At 58.5% G+C, this 16,249-nt stretch carries 17 protein-coding genes and 2 tRNA genes; 8 read left to right on the forward strand and 11 right to left on the reverse strand.

Features of this window, described 5'->3' with window-relative positions; genetic code table 11:
* Positions 1-101 precede the first annotated feature (101 nt).
* From EJ997_RS10355 to EJ997_RS10370, 4 genes are all read left to right on the forward strand, one after another.
* The gene (locus EJ997_RS10355; RefSeq protein WP_126704488.1) at positions 102-461 is read left to right on the forward strand and encodes a hypothetical protein; all 360 of its coding nucleotides are present in this window, start codon (positions 102-104) and stop codon (positions 459-461) included.
* Between the two features lie 261 nt (positions 462-722).
* Positions 723-944, forward strand: coding sequence for a hypothetical protein (locus EJ997_RS10360; protein WP_126704489.1), 222 nt, complete (start codon positions 723-725; stop codon positions 942-944).
* A gap of 45 nt (positions 945-989) precedes the next feature.
* Complete coding sequence (locus tag EJ997_RS10365; RefSeq protein ID WP_126704490.1) at positions 990-1,697, forward strand: DUF3800 domain-containing protein; 708 nt, start codon at positions 990-992, stop codon at positions 1,695-1,697.
* The gene (locus EJ997_RS10370) at positions 1,670-2,209 is read left to right on the forward strand and encodes a hypothetical protein (RefSeq protein WP_126704491.1); all 540 of its coding nucleotides are present in this window, start codon (positions 1,670-1,672) and stop codon (positions 2,207-2,209) included. The genes EJ997_RS10365 and EJ997_RS10370 overlap by 28 nt, the downstream gene beginning before the upstream one ends.
* A 159-nt stretch (positions 2,210-2,368) precedes the next feature.
* Here the strand turns inward: EJ997_RS10370 and EJ997_RS12980 are convergent, their stop codons facing one another.
* The 7 genes from EJ997_RS12980 to EJ997_RS10400 all read right to left on the reverse strand — a co-directional run bounded on the left by EJ997_RS12980 (position 2,369) and on the right by EJ997_RS10400 (position 7,878).
* Positions 2,369-2,509: a hypothetical protein gene (locus EJ997_RS12980; protein ID WP_164719956.1), complete on the reverse strand. Its 141-nt coding sequence runs from the start codon at positions 2,507-2,509 to the stop codon at positions 2,369-2,371.
* 166 nt (positions 2,510-2,675) lie between these two features.
* Positions 2,676-3,800, reverse strand: coding sequence for a tyrosine-type recombinase/integrase (locus EJ997_RS10375; RefSeq protein ID WP_126704492.1), 1,125 nt, complete (start codon positions 3,798-3,800; stop codon positions 2,676-2,678).
* 202 nt (positions 3,801-4,002) lie between these two features.
* A tRNA-Ser gene (locus tag EJ997_RS10380) sits at positions 4,003-4,092 on the reverse strand.
* Between the two features lie 50 nt (positions 4,093-4,142).
* Entirely contained in the window at positions 4,143-4,697 is a 555-nt protein-coding gene (locus tag EJ997_RS10385) for a hypothetical protein (protein ID WP_126704493.1), read from the reverse strand.
* Between the two features lie 168 nt (positions 4,698-4,865).
* Positions 4,866-6,911 carry an N-6 DNA methylase gene (locus tag EJ997_RS10390; protein ID WP_126704494.1) on the reverse strand — a complete coding sequence of 682 codons (2,046 nt, stop codon included), beginning with the start codon at positions 6,909-6,911 and terminating at the stop codon, positions 4,866-4,868.
* A complete protein-coding gene (locus EJ997_RS10395) occupies positions 6,908-7,420 on the reverse strand; it encodes an NYN domain-containing protein (RefSeq protein ID WP_126704495.1) in 513 nt (170 codons plus the stop codon). The genes EJ997_RS10390 and EJ997_RS10395 overlap by 4 nt, the downstream gene beginning before the upstream one ends.
* A gap of 370 nt (positions 7,421-7,790) precedes the next feature.
* Positions 7,791-7,878: transfer RNA gene (locus EJ997_RS10400), tRNA-Ser, on the reverse strand.
* Between the two features lie 61 nt (positions 7,879-7,939).
* Here EJ997_RS10400 and EJ997_RS10405 point away from each other — a divergent pair.
* Positions 7,940-8,875 (forward strand): NAD(P)H-quinone oxidoreductase, encoded by a 936-nt coding sequence (locus tag EJ997_RS10405; RefSeq protein ID WP_206501648.1) that lies wholly within the window; start codon positions 7,940-7,942, stop codon positions 8,873-8,875.
* Positions 8,876-8,886: 11 nt separating this feature from the next.
* Here EJ997_RS10405 and EJ997_RS10410 read toward each other — a convergent pair whose 3' ends face one another.
* Both EJ997_RS10410 and serS read right to left on the reverse strand, forming a co-directional pair.
* Positions 8,887-9,762 carry an HAD family hydrolase gene (locus EJ997_RS10410; protein WP_228201479.1) on the reverse strand — a complete coding sequence of 292 codons (876 nt, stop codon included), beginning with the start codon at positions 9,760-9,762 and terminating at the stop codon, positions 8,887-8,889.
* On the reverse strand, positions 9,759-11,018 hold the full coding sequence (gene serS, locus EJ997_RS10415) for a serine--tRNA ligase (RefSeq protein ID WP_126704496.1): 1,260 nt from the start codon (positions 11,016-11,018) through the stop codon (positions 9,759-9,761). Before serS ends, EJ997_RS10410 begins: the two co-directional genes overlap by 4 nt.
* 34 nt (positions 11,019-11,052) lie before the next feature.
* On the opposite strand from serS, the gene EJ997_RS10420 reads away from it, so the two are divergent.
* Positions 11,053-12,255, forward strand: a complete 1,203-nt coding sequence (locus tag EJ997_RS10420) for a diacylglycerol/lipid kinase family protein (protein ID WP_126704497.1) — start codon at positions 11,053-11,055, stop codon at positions 12,253-12,255.
* On the opposite strand, the gene pheA is transcribed toward EJ997_RS10420, so the two are convergent.
* Positions 12,204-13,121: a prephenate dehydratase gene (gene pheA / locus EJ997_RS10425; protein ID WP_126704498.1), complete on the reverse strand. Its 918-nt coding sequence runs from the start codon at positions 13,119-13,121 to the stop codon at positions 12,204-12,206. The two genes, EJ997_RS10420 and pheA, sit on opposite strands and share 52 nt — an antisense overlap.
* Before the next feature lie 58 nt (positions 13,122-13,179).
* Here pheA and EJ997_RS12985 point away from each other — a divergent pair, with 58 nt between their 5' ends.
* Both EJ997_RS12985 and EJ997_RS10435 read left to right on the forward strand, forming a co-directional pair.
* Positions 13,180-14,766: a hypothetical protein gene (locus EJ997_RS12985; protein WP_164719958.1), complete on the forward strand. Its 1,587-nt coding sequence runs from the start codon at positions 13,180-13,182 to the stop codon at positions 14,764-14,766.
* Positions 14,763-15,287, forward strand: coding sequence for a hypothetical protein (locus EJ997_RS10435; protein WP_126704499.1), 525 nt, complete (start codon positions 14,763-14,765; stop codon positions 15,285-15,287). The genes EJ997_RS12985 and EJ997_RS10435 overlap by 4 nt, the downstream gene beginning before the upstream one ends.
* Before the next feature lie 93 nt (positions 15,288-15,380).
* Here EJ997_RS10435 and EJ997_RS10440 read toward each other — a convergent pair whose 3' ends face one another.
* Positions 15,381-16,181 carry a glycosyltransferase family 2 protein gene (locus tag EJ997_RS10440; protein ID WP_126704500.1) on the reverse strand — a complete coding sequence of 267 codons (801 nt, stop codon included), beginning with the start codon at positions 16,179-16,181 and terminating at the stop codon, positions 15,381-15,383.
* Positions 16,182-16,249: the final 68 nt, after the last annotated feature.

A 16,249-nucleotide genomic window follows, 5' to 3' on the forward strand; every position in this document is an offset into this window, starting at 1 on the left:
CCTTGTTTACTGCAGGCCCAGGAGGTTGGGTCGGTGGTGTGATTGAGCATTGGGAACCTGGGAAACTCACTGTCACAGGTGGGTACACTCCAAAGATCAGTGTGGAACCCGGCACGATCGTCTCGGTCCTCGTCGATATCACGACCGTAACCGGCGACGAGCGAATAGGGATTCACGATACCGAGTTCGGTTCCGGTGCCTTCAACTTTGAGGGTGATTTCCGGACTATGTCTGGCCCCCTCTCCGCGGGGCGCTTCACGCTTAAGCGCAGGATCTTGACGGACGGATTCCGCGTCCGAACAGGGTTGTCCGGTAGGGCAGTGTCGGTCACCATGAGCGGACTCTCAGTCACGGAAGGACGGATGGTTCTTGCCGGGATTGTGCACGGCGACCAATATGATGCGCGGTGGCTCGGGGCCAGACACAACTCCCCGTCCGTCGGATACCCACAACCTCGCTAGCCTCAACGCGGCTACGCACACAGATCCCTGAAACCATGCGGTTATCCACAGGCTCTACCTTGAGCCTGCAAGCTCGAGCTATATCGCCTTAGACTGGACATTGGCCACACCAATTGCGCCCCTTCTTGCCCACCCCTTTCCGTTACCTCGGGGAAAGCAAGAAGGGGCACTATTTTTATGCCTTGACACTTGATTCCGGGGCTTCAAGGCTACCGGCTAGAAACAGTTCTGCGTTGCGTTCCCCTGCGCGACGGTGGGTGTATGGATAAAGAAACAATGCTCACCTATTGGGAGCTGATGGGTCCTGGCCGGGCCGACGAAGATCGCCGCAACCTCCACGAAATGCCCGCAACACCCGAGGTGCTCATCCTCCGGGCATGGGCGAGCGAGGCCCTCCAAGCGCACCACGCATGGCGGGCCGAACACTATCCAAAACGAGTGGCGGCGCATCGTGCAGTACCTTCGGCTAAAGTTGAGCAATAGAAGCGTAGGGACACGTAAGAGCTGATTTGGCAGAATGGCGAGAACATGAACATCCCAGTCAACATCTACTGTGACGAAAGCACCCATCTCCCCAGTGACGGACATCCGTTCATGGTGCAAGGCGCCATTGTCTGTCCGCTAAGCGAATCCGATGGCGCTCACCGGCGACTTATCGAAATTAGGCAACGTCATGGTCTAACAGGCGACTTTGAGATCAAGTGGAACAAGATCTCGCCAGCGAAGTTGAGCTTCTACCTCGACGTCGTCGATTACTTCTTTGATGACGACGACCTAGGGTTTAGGGCTGTGGTTTCCCGAAAGAAGGGGCTTGACCACGCATCCTTCGACCAGACTCACGATGACTGGTACTACAAGATGCTGTTCTATCTCATCCGTAATGTCCTTCCGGCCAGTAGCGAGGCATACATTTATCTGGACAAAAAGGACACTAAAGGGGGCTCTAAAGTCGACCGCCTTCATCAAGTGATCGCAAATGCCCGCTTCGATTTCGACCGTCAGAAAATTCGACGGCTCCAAATTGTCGAATCGCACCATGTCGGCTTGATGCAACTTGCGGACGTACTAATTGGCGCTGTGAACTACGCCAATCGTGGTCTCTCGGGAAATGTTGCCAAAGAGGAAATTGTGCAACGGGTGCGAGATCGCGCGGGCATTACTTTGACACAGACAACCTTGCTGAGCGCGACGAAGTTTAATCTCTTTAAGTGGACGCCAAGAGGGGAAGAGCTGTGAAGACGCCTCCGATGCTTCCCAGACTCGCCTCTTTCAGAATGGACGAACGCGAATATTTGGACTTTCTGTACTCACAGTTCATGGAGTCCCTCGTTCACGAAGCACCTCCATGGAAAGACGGGTTATCCCGGGTTAGACTCCGACGCTACCCTGAAGTAGATGGGAGGCACCAGTGCTTTTGGCATATCGTCTCGGGCAGCGAAGACAAGAACTCTGAGCGGACTCTGGATGAAGAACGCTGCATCAGGCTGCCATGGGTTCGATACTTCATCGACGAGTTCACGAGCCACTATCCGAGATACGTTGATATCCTGTGGTGGATTGATCGTAAGCGCGCAAGACACCCAAGATACGTCCTCTCGAACTCCGATTTTTCCTTTGTCGTAATCGTCGAAGAGCGACCTACTTACGCATTGTTAGTTACGGCGTTCCATGTCGAGAGAGACCGCCGGAGAAGAAAGTTCCAAGACGAGTTCATCGCGTTCTGGCAAAAGCAGAAGCCGCTCGCGTAGCGAACGGCCTCAGATACTCCTTCAACACATGGTTGATGAGCTACCTAAAAGGTAACAAGTTTAGCGTTATTTTCCAAGCTAATGGGAATCTGTGCATTACGAGACCGGTTTCTTGATGCTGGCAAGCAGGCCACCGCCAGGCCGAGGCGACCTACAGACTTATGAGCCGAGTAGTTTCTTGAATGCGGTGTCCATCGCGTCCGCAGCACCCGAGAGCCGCGCCGCGTCGTCGTGCGTGTAATGCTCCGTCATGTCAATACTGCTGTGCCCCATCATGAGTTGCCTATCCGACTCCGACACGTTCTCACCCTCCAGGCATGGGCAGAAGAAACGCTGGAGCGGCATCATGCATGGCGGGCACAGCACCGACCCGACTTGGTTGAGGAGGCGGGGAGTATTTAAAAGCTGGTAATAATATGACAACCGCGCGATAAGACGCGGATTTATCACACGAAAACAAACACTCTTAGACTCCGCCCATCCGCGAGGACAGCTCCCTATCCCGCGTAGCCGTCGCATGTTGATAAATGGCAACAGTCGCAGGATCAGCGTGCCCCGCACGAGCCATGAGATCAGCTGTTGTCGCACCCGCCCTGCCAAACAACGTGAGCCCAATATGGCGGAGGTCGTGGAATCTCATCGGAGGTAGTCCAACCTTCATCGCGGCTTTATTGAGATCCCGACGCAACACCCGGTCGGATAGGTAGCCGTTTGGGCCGCGCGGCCGGTGAAAGAGCAATGCGTCGAGAGCTGGCGCAGTAAAGCTCTCAAGATGGTACTGAATAATCGGGAGCGCCTGAGGTGGGATGGAAGGGGAACGATAGCCAGCATCTGACTTGGGTGGACCAATCGACAGGCCGCCGTTTGGTGCGCGCTTGACGCTCTTGGTCACGTGCACAACTCCAGTTTCCAGATCAATGTCAGCGCGTTCGAGCGCGGCGATCTCGCCGTAGCGAAGTGAGACCCATGATCCAAGAGCCCCCGCTGCGCGAGTGTCTTCCGGGAAAGCGTCGATCAGCTCGATGAGCTGTGTGGGTGTGATCATGTGGAAATTTCGTTTCGGAGGCGTCTTACTCATCGCCCCTTTCACTTTTACTGGGTTCTCGGCTATCAGGCCTTCTTCGACTGCTGCGCCCATACATGCAGAGAAGGACCTGATGACGTTTTTTGCTGTTTCTTCGGACCGGGTTTCGAGGACGTGCTGAAATTTTTCCGTGCATACCTGCGGGGTTACGTCAGTGAGGGCGAGGTGCCCGAAATCCGGCAATATATGGACCTTGAAAATGCTGCGGTACGCTCTGAGGCTGTTGGGGGAGCGCTTCGCCTTCTCCTGCCGCGAATACCAGGCCTCATACCAAGCCCGCACTGTCCAGCTCTGATCTGTATCGATGGCAGCTGTGCCCGAGCGGGTCTTCCTGGGTGGCTCCCATTCTCCCGCGAGAATAGCTGCCTCGATCTTGACGAGGTCTGCTCGTACGGCCTGTTTTGTGCGTTGCGTAGGCGTGTAGTAGGTGCGGCCGTGGCGGCGGTATCGGCCCATGTAGGTGCCGTTCTCGCGCTTGATGAGACTGCCGAAGTGAGCTCGCGCCATGACTGCCTGCTTTCCTCAAATTTGTATCCCTGTAATGGGTGGCTGGTGTATCCCCAAATGTATCCCAACCACGCCTACGCATGCCCCTTTATGGCTGTTTATGGGGCGCAGGGTGATTCTCTGAGAGCGCTGGCACGTCAGGGAAAAGTGGCGACATATCAATGAAAAACCCCGCCCATTCAGTGAACAGGCGGGGCCATCGCGGAGACGGAGGGATTTGAACCCTCGAGGGGCTATACACCCCTACCTCCTTAGCAGGGAGGCGCACTCGACCTGACTATGCGACGTCTCCGAGTGCTAGAACCTAGCGCTATCTAGATTACAGGTCGAAGAACTCAGATGCTAATAAAGGCCATGGCTGTTGCCGATATCGCTTATTGCAAAGTCTGAGGGTCGTGGGTTCTCCCACTTGAAAATCACGGTTTCCGTCAGGACGCTCGTGACTCGGTGGAGATTGATGGTCCATATTCCGGAGCGACGTGTCCGCATTTCGGTGTCCGTGATTTGAACCAGGCCCGTGATGTGTCCGCTGAGTTTACCGTCCTTCATAATGGCGGTGCCGTCACCGGTTGGTTCCAGCTCGGCTATCCAGTCGGGGACTGCGAATCCTTCAATCTTGATCTCTTGCGTTGGCCATTCCGGATGAACAAACGATAGGAGGCACGTCGTCCGGTTGAGTGCCTCTGCCATTGCAAAGGACTGAAGCATGACTGCGGAGTCCGAATCAAGGTCGATTGCGTACTCGTTGGCGGGCCTCGGCAGAAGAGAGGTGGGTTCGGTGGCGCATCCGACGAGGAACCGAGGATTGAACTCGTTGTCCTTGAGCAGATTGATCCGTCCTGAAAGATCTGCGGAGAACCAGAGGTCGTCCTCCCAGGTCATTTCGTACATCAGCATTTTCTATCCTTAACGGGTTGGTGTTGCAGTAGTAAGGCCCGTGACAACGGGCCATAAATAGGTTTTCTGAAGGAAGCCAAGGTGCCTTGGCCAGAAATATTTGTGTGGCAAGGGCTCGGAACGCTGTGTCGCGGTTCCGAGCCCTTGAGGAGAGCAATCGGTCGTTGCCTACTGAGCGGATGCCTTACTCGGGTCGAGTTCAACCCCATATCGGATGCCGTCCAGGATAGTTATCCGGAGAGCTTCTGCTTGAGAGACCAGCTTTTGTGCTGTCTCTTCGATGTCTCGAACCTTGTTGAGTTCGTTGACCAAAGTTGCTTGGGCCTGCGGTGTCAGTGCGGGAATTTCGGCTTGACGGACTCGGCGCATTGACATGATCGAGCGTGGTTCGTTTGGTCGGTTGTTCCAGGACCCTGAGAGTGCAGCGAGAAGGAACTCGGGTCTGAGCGCCTCCGGATCCTCAACACGCAGCACCGTCATGAGTGGTGAAATGGCCCGAGAGCCCTCATGGTCGACCACCGTGATTAACCCGCGGGTTGCCGACACGATAATGTCACCCGGCTTGGTAAGTTCGAGATCGTATTTCTTTGCGACGTTCTGAGGGATTGGCTCGGGGAGCTCGCCAGTCGATACGTGCTCTGGTTTGACCGTGCGGTTCTGATATTTTTCGGGCAGTTCACGGATGCCTCGGTGATGGCCGGAAACCACCGTGAGCGTGCCCTGTGAGGCAAGCTCGTCGATCGTTACCACCCCAGGATTGCTCGCGGCAGAGAACTTTTCGGTCAGAAGTGTGCCACCTGGATCAGCCAGGGGAGAAGACAGTACTGCGGCTAGGGCCCCGGCAAAGTCTTCTTGGATCTTGTCCTCATCCACATTCGCATCTGACACCCATTTGCTGGGACTCAGCGGTGCGTTGCCCTTGAGCAGTTCCGAGTTCGGCACGAATGCCTGAGCGAGCTCGGAACCGGCTGAGTCCTCAGCGAGAACCCACCCAGCAAGTGCCTCCTCGGGATCTTCGAAATCTCGAGCGTCGATGAAACGAACTTGCAGAGAGCCCTCTTCCGCGGGCCGGAGAGCCCACAAAGTGAGCGTCATGTGTGACTGCGGAAGCATGTTGGCGGGCAAGGTGGTAATCGACTCGATGTGGTTACCGAGAAGAAGGCTTTCAATGATCTTGTTCTTTGACGTCAGCTCGGAGAGTCGACTGTGCGGGGCAATGACGAATGCTCGCCCGTTCGGTGCCAGATGAGAAAGAGCATGCTGGATCCAGGCTAGCTCCGCCTCAATGCGTGACGGGACTCCGTGCGAGAACCGCGGATCATCATCGGCGTGGGCACTATCCCACCGCATGCCAAACGGTGGTTCAATGACAATCGTGTCCGCGGTCAGGTCCGGAACCGGGTCTTTGGCAAGAGCATCGCCAAGGTGCAGCTCGAGCTCAAGGTCCCGAAGGTAGGCGCGCTGAGCGGCAACATCAATTGCTGCGGGGTCGATCTCGGAACCGACTAGACGTGTTGCCTTCCCGGATGTTCCTACCTGGAGGAGGACATTCGCGATCCCCGAAGCCGGGTCGTAGACGGTGCCACCAACTCCCTGAGCTAATGCCGAGAGCAGCCTCGAGGTTCGGGAGCCAATGAATCCGTGCTCGCCCCCGCTCTTGACCTGATGGCGGGTGACCCGCTCGAGGAGAAGATCGGTAGTTTCCGCTAACTGATCGGTGTCGATACCCGCGATTGTGTTGATCAGCTGCGACAGCGCCTTCTTGTCGATAACTTCGAGTACCTCGAGGTCGCTACCCGGCGTCAGGTTAGGCACGCTGTTGCGGAGCGTCGTAAGCATCTCCCGAACCGCGGGCGCCTGCTTACCGGGCTCGAGTGCGATCAGCAGTTCGAGATTGTCCGAGTTCTGCTTCTTGAGGGCGGCGAGAGCCAGGAGGAGTCGAGTGACCCCATCCAGCGGGGCGGCTCCCCGAACGGTGTTGAGAAGAGTCCACAGCTGAGCGTCGGGCCTGGGGAGCTCGACCTCGTGGCCGCGCTCCTGCAGCCAGGCAATAACGTCGGTCTGCGAGAAAAGTGGGCGGGCGTCGGTTCCGCCGACGGGGGAAGGGAAGTCTTCATTGCGTCGGCGCCAGTTGCTGACAACGGGCCTGCTGACCTTGGCCAGCTCGGCAATATCGGATGGGGAAAGGAGGATAAGGGACGAGTTGATGGTCATGCGGCTTCCGTGTAGTCAGTCTGCGAGAGCAGATCGTCGAGAAAATAAGTTGTGTTGGCAACGAGCCTGAGATGTGCAGAAAGGCTGTCAGCCCAGCCGGCGACGGTGACATGCACTCCGTCGGCGCGAAGGGCCGCGATGGCATCGGTAAAGATGTGATCTCCCGAGATGATGAGAACCTCGTCGTAGCGGGAGGCAAGATCCTCTGTCTCAAGAATGTTGAGAAGTGCGAGGTCCGCGCCATCATCCCCGTCTTGCATGACAATCCGGGAACTCTGCCATGTCGCGCCGATATTGACGGCTCCCAGTCGGCAGGTGCCGAAGATCAGCTGATCGGAGTCGTTTACGACACCGCGATTCTCGAAGAGCTGCTTAGCCCACTGCGCCTGGTCGAGGGTTGTCACGGCACCTCCCACAATATTCTCGATATCGATGAGAACAATCCGGCGACCCCGAGTGGGAATTCCGAGCCTTGCCATCGTCGCAACATCCGTCAGCATTTCAACCATCTACTTTCTGTTAATCAAATTAACTACCTTGCATACTTCAACTATGGGGGAGTGGTTTAGCAGTTGTCAAGTGTTAATTTGATTCACAACTTATTGTTTCATTTATCAACTCATTTCTAGTGCGGGGCAATCCGCTCGACGGGCTATCTGCAGGCTCCTTTGGGTAGTAAAAGAACCCTTGACTACAAGGGTTCTGAGGAGCGCCAGGTGATTGGCCGCAGGCTTCGGGGAGCGAGCGCTAGCTTGATCCGATGAAGTGCTTCCAGGATAAGTGGGGGTTCGGACAAACTTTTCTCAGTTTTTCTATCGGGCGGATATGGAGATGCAAAAACGGCGACATACTGTTGGTATGCCGCCGTTTTTGCATCCGCGGAGGGTGGGGGATTCGAACCCCCGATACGGGATCGCCGTATAACGGTTTTCAAGACCGTCTCATTCGGCCGCTCTGACAACCCTCCAAGCGCATTCCATTGTACTGAGAAACGTGCCCGACATGCACATCGCTGAAACAATGGAGATATGCAGAACACAATGCTGGCAGTGACAGACGATGCGAACCTGAGCCCCACCGACCATCCGGTTCCGGCTCCTGGCCCCGGTGAGGTGCTTGTCAGGGTGGAGTATGCGGGGGTGAATCGGGCTGATCTTAGCCAGGTTGCCGGCAATTATCCGCCGCCTCCAGGAGCATCAAGCATCCTGGGGCTCGAGGTGTCAGGCACGCGTGTCGATACTGGAGAGCGGGTGATGGCTCTCCTGACTTCTGGCGGTTACGCGCAGTACGTGGCAGTTCCCGAGGGGCAGGTGATGTCCGTCCCGGAAGGGATCGATCAGGAGCGTGCCGCTGCGATCCCGGAGTCCTTAGCAACAGCATGGTCGAATCTTGTCGACATTCTGAAGGTAGGTAGCGGCGACACTGTTCTCATTCAGGGCGGCTCGGGTTCTCTTGGAACCTTTGCTGTTCAGTTGGCGCGGGAGCTTGGCGCGAATGTTCTTGCGACCGCTGGAGGGCCAGATCGTTGCCGACAAGTCGAGGAGCTTGGAGCAACAGCCATCGATCATCGTGGCGATGTTGCCGAACAGGTTAAGCACCATGCTCCCGATGGTGTTGACGCAATCCTCGATATTGTCGGTTCGGATGTTGGGCAGATGCTGAAGTTACTCGCCCTCGAGGGACGCATCGCAATCATCTCCCTCCAGGGCGGGACAAAAGCGGAGATCCCGGTGGGCCTTGTTATGGTAAAGCGTCTGAGTGTTCTCGGTTCGACGCTACGAAGCCGCCCCAAAGAGGAGAAGGTAGAAATTATCCGTGACGCGGCCGAGTTTGCGTTGCCGCGACTTGCGGACGGCAGGATCGTTCCGTTCGTTGACCGCGCCTTCCCACTGGGCCAGGCAAAAGAGGCGCACGAGCATGTCAGGTCCGGATCCCCATTTGGGAAAGTGGTCCTGCGAATCTGAAAGCTGAGTGCTTACAGGAGGCGCTCAAGAACGACTGCTAGACCATCATCCTCAACGGAGGCGGTTCTGGCGTTAGCTGCACGATGTACCTTCGGGGTGGCATCTCCCATGGAAATACCGGTGCCCGCCCATGCCAGCATTCCAATGTCATTGTCGCCGTCTCCCACGGTGAGGACCGACGACAGTGAAATGCTGTGCTCCATGCGGAGCTTCTCAAGAGCGGTTGCCTTCGATACTCCTTCGGGGGAGATGTCGAGCCATGCGGTCCAGCCGATCGCGTACTCGACGCCGTTCAGGCCAAGATTGTCGATCCTGTCCTGAAGCTCTTCGGGGGACAGGTGCGGAGCGCGGACCGTTAGGCGGGTTGCGTCATCACTCGCAAGAGAGTCAATGGGCGTAACAATTGACTGGCCTGTGAGTTCTCCCGGAGGGAACTCTGCCGAGACCCTGCGGGGCCCCCAGGCGGGTTCCACTGCGAGAAGGGCGTCGGGGATGTGGGTGGCGACGGCCTCGATTTCGGCGGCCGGGTTGAACGTCACGTAGTCTAGCAGGCGCGTGCCAGGGTTGAGTCCGGGTTCGTTTGCTTGCTTGTCCCGCTTAAAGGTCAGTGCGCCGTTGGCGCACACGGACAGCCCGTCCGGCATCTCCAGCTGTTCGGCAACCAACATCATCCCGTCCACACCGCGACCCGTCGCCATGATGACGTGCGTGCCCATATTCAAGTGGGCGTGAATAGCTTCGGCAACGCGCGGGGAGAGCGACGTGTCGTGCCCGATCGTTGTTCCGTCGAGGTCAAGTGCAACCATGAGCTCCGGCCCCGCCCCCGGAAGGGAGGACATGGCGTCGCGGAGCCGCGCAGAATCATCTGCGGTGAATTCGACCTTCACGCTGGCTTGATGATGTCGCGGCCACCGAGGTACGGGCGCAGACCCTCCGGGACGTACAGGCTGCCGTCCTCCTGCTGGTGGTTTTCCAAGATCGCAACAAGCCAGCGCGTTGTGGCGAGCGTGCCGTTCAACGTGGCGACCGTGCGGGTCTTCCCTTCGTAGCGCTCGCGGACACCGAGGCGGCGTGCCTGGAACGTCGTGCAGTTCGACGTGGATGTCACTTCCATCCACCGTTCCTGGCTGGGTAGCCAGGCCTCGCAGTCGAACTTCCGCGCTGCGGAGCTGCCGAGATCGCCCGCTGCGGTGTCGATAACGCGGTAAGGAAGCTCAACCTTGGCGAGCATTTCCTCTTCCCATCCCAGCAAGCGCTGGTGCTCTTCTTCGGCGTCCTCTACCGGGCAGTACGAGAACATCTCGACCTTGTTGAACTGGTGGACGCGAATAATGCCGCGGGTGTCCTTACCGTAAGAGCCGGCCTCGCGCCGATAGCATGACGACCATCCTGCGTAACGCTTCGGACCATCCGAAAGGTCAATGATTTCGCCGGAATGGAACCCGGCAAGGGCTACCTCAGAAGTGCCGACAAGGTACAGGTCGTCTGTCGGCAGGTGATAAATCTCGTCTGCGTGTGCCCCGAGGAAACCGGTTCCGCCCATGACTTCCGGCTTCACCAGAGTTGGCGTCATTGTTAGCTTGAAGCCGTTTGCTTCAGCAAGATCCGCCGCCGCAGTCAGGAGCGCCAGTTCGAGGCGGGCTCCGATGCCGGTGAGGTAGTAGAAGCGGGATCCGGAAACCTTCGTGCCACGAGCCATGTCGATCGCGTCAAGACCCTCGCCAATATCCAGGTGGTCCCTGACCGGGAACGAGAATTCGGGAACTTCGCCGACATGCTTGAGGACCGTGTAGTCGTCCTCGCCACCCGACGGTACTCCGTCGACAATGACGTTGGGGATCGAAAGGGCAACTCGCTCATATTCGTCGTTCGCCTCGGATGCGACCTGTTCAAGCTCCTTGACCTTGGCGGACAGGGCCTGCGCCTGCTCGAGGATTGCCGGTCGTTCCTCGGGAGTCGCCTTCCCGACGGTCCGGGAGAGAGCCTTCTGCTCGGCGCGAGTATCCTCGGCGAGTTGCAGGGTCGACCTGCGAGATTCGTCTGCGGTGAGCAGCTGGTCGACAAGTGACTCGTCAGCGCCGCGTGCTCGCTGGGAAGCCTTGACTGCATCGGGGTTGTCCCGAACGAAGCGAATATCGATCATGCAACTAGTCTAACCCTCGCTGTATCCTTTCGATATGTCCTGGGAAGCATGGGTTGGAATCGCCGCCCTCCTCGTGGCGCTCGCCGCCCTTTTCACGTCCGTCAAAAACCGGCAACTGATTGCGGGCCTGACGGCCCGCCGCGGACCCGCGACGCGTTCCGAATCCGAGCAGTCCACCGAAGACAAGTCGGGTACGCCGGTTGCCGTCGTGTTCAACCCGTCGAAGAATATTGATTTACCCGCACTCAAGAGACTCGTGACGGAACGGGCTGCCGAAACCGGTTACGGGGAGGTTCGCTGGATCGAGACAACGGTTGAGGACCCGGGACTTGGACAGGCCAAGCAGGCCGTGGCCGACGGTGCGGGGCTCGTTATTGCTGCCGGCGGCGACGGAACGGTACGCATGGTGGCAGAAGGGCTTGCCGGTACCGGCGTTCCACTCGCTGTGATCGCTCTGGGAACTGGCAATCTCCTGGCGCGAAACATGGACCTGCCCATCTCATCAACTCGCGACATGGTCAACCTGGCCTTCACCGGTTCGTCCCACGCCGTTGATATGGGATACATCGAGGCAGATCCGCTGAGTGAGGCAGAGAAGGTGGAGGCCATGGCCGCCGACCCGGATGCAGCCAGTGTCCCCTCTGGCGAACACGGCTTCGCAGTGATTGCCGGTCTAGGATTTGATGCCGCCATGGTGGGTGACGCTGACTCGGACCTGAAGTCGAGAATTGGCTGGGTCGCCTACGTCGCTTCCGCGGTAAAGAACATGAAGGCACAGAAGATCCATGCGGGAGTGACGGCCGGGGATGCAGAACCGGTTGAAATCGATGCTCGCTCAATCATGTTCGCAAACTGCGGCAAGCTTCCCGGCGGTGTCGTTCTCGCCCCCGACGCGCACCTGGATGACGGCTGGCTGGAACTCGTCATTATCGACACGAAGGGCGGGTTGGTTGGATGGGCGGACCTGGTGCGCCGCATGGGGCTCGCAGGAATCGGTGTCACCAACGACGGCCTTCCGTCGACCGGAAGAATCGAGATGAGGAAAACCCGTCACGCCTCCGTTGTCACCGACAGCCCGGCCCGTGTCCAGGTTGACGGTGACGTCCTCGGATATGCCACAACAGTGCGGTCCCGAGTGGTTCCCGGGGACTTCTCGTCCGCTTCTAATTCTGGCTGTGTTGTCGGCTACTTGCCGAGCAGGTTAGACACCCAGTCGCGGGCCGCGACAAAGTCCTGATCTGCAGTGCCTGGGCGTAGCTTGACCGGGACCTGTTTGGCGCTCGGGTAGGAGCCGAGGAACTTCACGTGAGGGCTCGTGCGGTGCAGACCGATAAGAACCGCCTGAACTCGCTCGTCCTCAACGTGGCCCTCGCAGTCAATGGAGAACTGGTAGCGTCCGAGAGAATCCCCGACCGGGCGGGACTCGATCCGAGACAGGTTCACCCCGCGCGTCGCAAACTGTTCGAGCATCGCAAGCAGAGCACCTGCCTCATCCGACGGTAGCTGCACCTGCAGGGTTGTCTTATCCGATCCGGTGCGCTCCGGAAGGGCCGTGCCTTCCCTCCCAGCGCAAATAAACCGCGTGACAGCATCCGGATTGTCGGCAACGCCTTCGGCTATCACTGTCAGACCGTACTGCTCGGCGGACAGTGGATTGCACAGGACTGCATCGAAGTTCATTGCGCCATCGGCCATGGCCTTCGCAGATCCTGCTGTTGACGTGCCGGGAACGTGAATCGCGTCGTCGAGATTACTGGCGATCCAGTTTTGGCACTGCGCCCATGCGTGGGGGTGGGTGGAGATTCGCTTCACCTCGGACAGGTCCATGGGACCCCGAGACGCTAGAACGAACGTGATCGGAACCAACATTTCGGCGACAATGCGCAGTCCGCTACCGTTCGATAGCGAATCGATTGTGGCGTTGACCCCGCCCTCGACGGAATTCTCGATCGGAACAACAGCAAAATCGGTCTCTTCGTTACGGACCATTCGCAGGGCTGCGGGTACGTCAATGGCGGGAATATGTCCCCCCTCATCGGACGAAATCTGCATGAGAGCCATGTGCGTGAACGTGCCGCGTGGTCCAAGGTAAGAAAACCGCATGACCCACAGTGTAGTCCCCGAGGAGAACGGGCGGACCGACGCTGGATAAGATCAGGTCATGAGATCGCTCCATGCTGCCTGCCTCGCACTCCTCGTGTGTGCGCTCGCGATCCTTCCGGTGTCCGCACACGCTACCGAGGAGGACCGGCCGATCGTCCTCATCGGCACTGGTGGAGTCATGTGGGACTACGTTGACCCGGAGACAACCCCCAACCTTTTTGCCCTCTCCGAAGAATCGGCAGTCGGCAACCTGTCGGTGCGGGCGGTCCACCCGGTCGCCTGTCCCGCCGATGGCTGGCTTACCCTCGGTGCGGGCGAACGCGCCGGTGATGATGAGACGGACAATGGGGCGTGCCGACTCCTTGAAGAACCCGTTGACGGAACTGTTCCCCACTGGGAGGACTACGTTGCCTCCGCGGAAAACTCTGCCTACTCACCTCGTCTCGGTCAGCTCGCAGAGCTCACCGCAGACCGCAACACGCTCGCGCTCGGCCCAGGTGCCGCCATTGCTCTTGCCGACGAGAACGGCACTGTCTCCTCCTATGGTCAGATCGAGGATTACCGCGACCTAGCGGAAGGCCAAGACCTTGTTCTCGTCGACATCGGCTCTATGTCTCAGATCGAACCAACTGTTTTCGATGAAACCCAGAACCGGCAGAAGGGCGATCCGCTAGCTGCTTCGTTCGAAACCCAGGAATGGGATGAGGAAGCGATCCGGGCAGACATGGCAACAATCGATGCCAGGCTCGGAGAGGTTCTTGATGCAATCGAAGAAACAACGCCCGAGGCGCGGATCATTGTTGCCTCCCTCTCTGACTATTCCGCAACTGCTTCCACCCAGCAGGTGATCATGGAGGTGACAGGAGAGCCTGGCCTGCTCACCAGCTCAACAACGAGGCGGAGCGGGCTTGTGGCAGCAACCGACCTGCTCCCAACCCTCGTCAATGGTTCTGAAGGTCCGGGAGATTCGATTGTCGTCGACGCTGGCGGAACAGCGGAAGGGAACCGGGCCGCCGTTACCGAGTTTGACTCCCTCACGAAAGCCATTAAGCCCGCCACCGGATGGGTGTATGCCCTGTGGGGCATAAGCTGGCTTCTTGTTTTCTTCGCCACCCTGATCTTCCGAAGGAAACCGGTCCTGCGCGGCGGTGCGCTAGCTGTGGCCAGCCTGCCCGCCTCGGCCGTGCTCATAAACGTTACTCCCTGGCACACGACGGGCAATCCCACGCTGATGCTGTGCCTAGGAATCGCCGTCGGCAGCGTGCTAATCGGTATCCTTTCCTATCGCCTACACGGACGTCACCGTGCGGCGCCAGCGGCCCTCGTTGCCGGCCTTGTCCTGCTTTCCTACATGCTTCCTGTTCTTGTCGGCTCCCCGCTGGCCCTCAACTCTGTCTTTGGTGCGCTCCCGTCGGTCGGCAGGTTTTACGGCATGAACAACATGATGTTTGCGATCGTGGCGGCAAGCGGGCTCGTGCTCGCCGGCATCATTGCCGAAAAGCTTGCTGATCGTCAGCGTGCGGCGGCCCTGATTGTTGGCTTGGGGCAACTATTGTTTTTATCGACGGATCTCCCTGGCACGGCACTGACTTTGGCGGGCCACCCGTTCTCGTGGTCGGCTTTCTATTCCTCGCACTGCTCGTGAGCGGCCGCCGGCTCACCTGGCTCTCGAGCCTTGGCATACTGCTTGCGGGTGTTGCCGTTGCCGCCTTCTTCCTACTCGTTGACTACCTGCGCCCGGTCGAGGACCGCACCCACCTGGGTGATTTCGCGCAGTCGATACTGGACGGAACAGCTTTCGACGTTATAGCCCGGAAGGCCATGCAGGTGGTGACCCTGTGGCCGCTACTGCTGGTCTTCGTCATCATGCTTGCCGTGCTCTGGATGCTGTGGCGGAAGAAAGCACCGATAAGCCTCGGGCAGTTAGTGCACCCGAATGGTGACAGCTGGGTGTGGACAATCATTGCCCTCGTTGTCGTACTCCTGGGAGGAACCCTCCTCAACGACTCCGGTCCCATCATCTTCCTCACGGGTGGAATGGTGGCGATTCCCCTCCTTGCCTCAATCCTCTATTACGGGAAGCCGCTAGGTGCTCGGAAACAGAAGCTGGCGGGTGACACGGATGAGAAAGCCCGGGGATCAAACAGGGATAGCACTACGAATTAGCTGAGCGAACATGCCTGAACGGCTGGCTCTCCTCGGCGATGACCCGACTCAGTCAATTGCGTTGCTCAGACGATCACGCAAAGTGAGGTGGTCTCACTCGCTGGTGACGGGCCTGATCTTGTAGGCGCAGAAGGGCTCGCCCGGTCGCTGCGTAGACGGGTCGACTCGATACTGAGAGGTGACGCGGACGCCGCGGAGGCGCCTCATGTTCACCGCCAGGGCAACATCTCGGTACTGGGCGGCCCGGTGGAGGTGCCCGGAGAAGTCGTTACCGGTGGGACGATGCTGAAGGTCGCAGGGAATTTCCTGGAGAGTCATGCCGGCAACCAGCATGTCGATCGTCATGGCCGTTTCCACGCCCCATCCTCGCGCCAGAGGCTTTGCGGCCTCGTAGGCTTCACGGGTCATGCAACGCTGACCAGAGAGCGGCTGGGTCGGTGACCATCCCGTCATGTTCGAGATTGCCTTCCGAGATAGGCCGGTGACGAGGCCGTGGCCACCCGCACCCGCCTGCTTCGGCAGAACGGCAATCGTGCAGTCCGCTTTGCCGGAGGCGACGGGACCAACGAGAGGAGCAGTCTGAACCGAGGTCTCGCCAAGATCAGCATCAATGAACATGAGGAGGCGGGGCTGACGCCCCTCCGCATCTCTCATGGCAACCACGGAGGCTCCCGTTTCAAGGGCCGATGCTTTGCCACGGTTCACGGGGTGGCGGACAACGGTAGCGCCCGCTGCGCGAGCGGCGGACTGGGTGTCGTCGGTGGAGCCATCATCGACCACAACAATGAGGTCGACGTATGGAATAGCGCGCGCGGCTCGGATTGTCGAGGCGATGAGATCGACCTCGTCCTTTGCCGGAATGACGACAGCGACATGCGCACTTTGGGTGTTCACGTCTTTAGCTTATCGCGCTACGGACTGAGAGATTGCCAACAGAATAAAAAAAGGGCAGAACGGGCAGT

The organism is Flaviflexus ciconiae, from assembly GCF_003971195.1.
Taxonomy (GTDB): Bacteria; Actinomycetota; Actinomycetes; order Actinomycetales; family Actinomycetaceae; genus Flaviflexus; species Flaviflexus ciconiae.

What these genes read in the sequence shown, in the direction of transcription:
- EJ997_RS10395 (WP_126704495.1), bottom strand. Translation starts at nt 7,420, where the DNA reads ATGGTTGAAATGCTGACGGATGTTGCGACGATGGCAAGGCTCGGAATT.
- EJ997_RS10390 (WP_126704494.1), bottom strand. Translation starts at nt 6,911, where the DNA reads ATGACCATCAACTCGTCCCTTATCCTCCTTTCCCCATCCGATATTGCC.
- EJ997_RS10365 (WP_126704490.1), top strand. Translation starts at nt 990, where the DNA reads ATGAACATCCCAGTCAACATCTACTGTGACGAAAGCACCCATCTCCCC.
- EJ997_RS10360 (WP_126704489.1), top strand. Translation starts at nt 723, where the DNA reads ATGGATAAAGAAACAATGCTCACCTATTGGGAGCTGATGGGTCCTGGC.
- pheA (WP_126704498.1), bottom strand. Translation starts at nt 13,121, where the DNA reads ATGCGGTTTTCTTACCTTGGACCACGCGGCACGTTCACGCACATGGCT.
- EJ997_RS10375 (WP_126704492.1), bottom strand. Translation starts at nt 3,800, where the DNA reads ATGGCGCGAGCTCACTTCGGCAGTCTCATCAAGCGCGAGAACGGCACC.
- EJ997_RS12985 (WP_164719958.1), top strand. Translation starts at nt 13,180, where the DNA reads ATGAGATCGCTCCATGCTGCCTGCCTCGCACTCCTCGTGTGTGCGCTC.
- EJ997_RS10405 (WP_206501648.1), top strand. Translation starts at nt 7,940, where the DNA reads ATGCAGAACACAATGCTGGCAGTGACAGACGATGCGAACCTGAGCCCC.
- serS (WP_126704496.1), bottom strand. Translation starts at nt 11,018, where the DNA reads ATGATCGATATTCGCTTCGTTCGGGACAACCCCGATGCAGTCAAGGCT.
- EJ997_RS10420 (WP_126704497.1), top strand. Translation starts at nt 11,053, where the DNA reads ATGTCCTGGGAAGCATGGGTTGGAATCGCCGCCCTCCTCGTGGCGCTC.
- EJ997_RS10385 (WP_126704493.1), bottom strand. Translation starts at nt 4,697, where the DNA reads ATGCTGATGTACGAAATGACCTGGGAGGACGACCTCTGGTTCTCCGCA.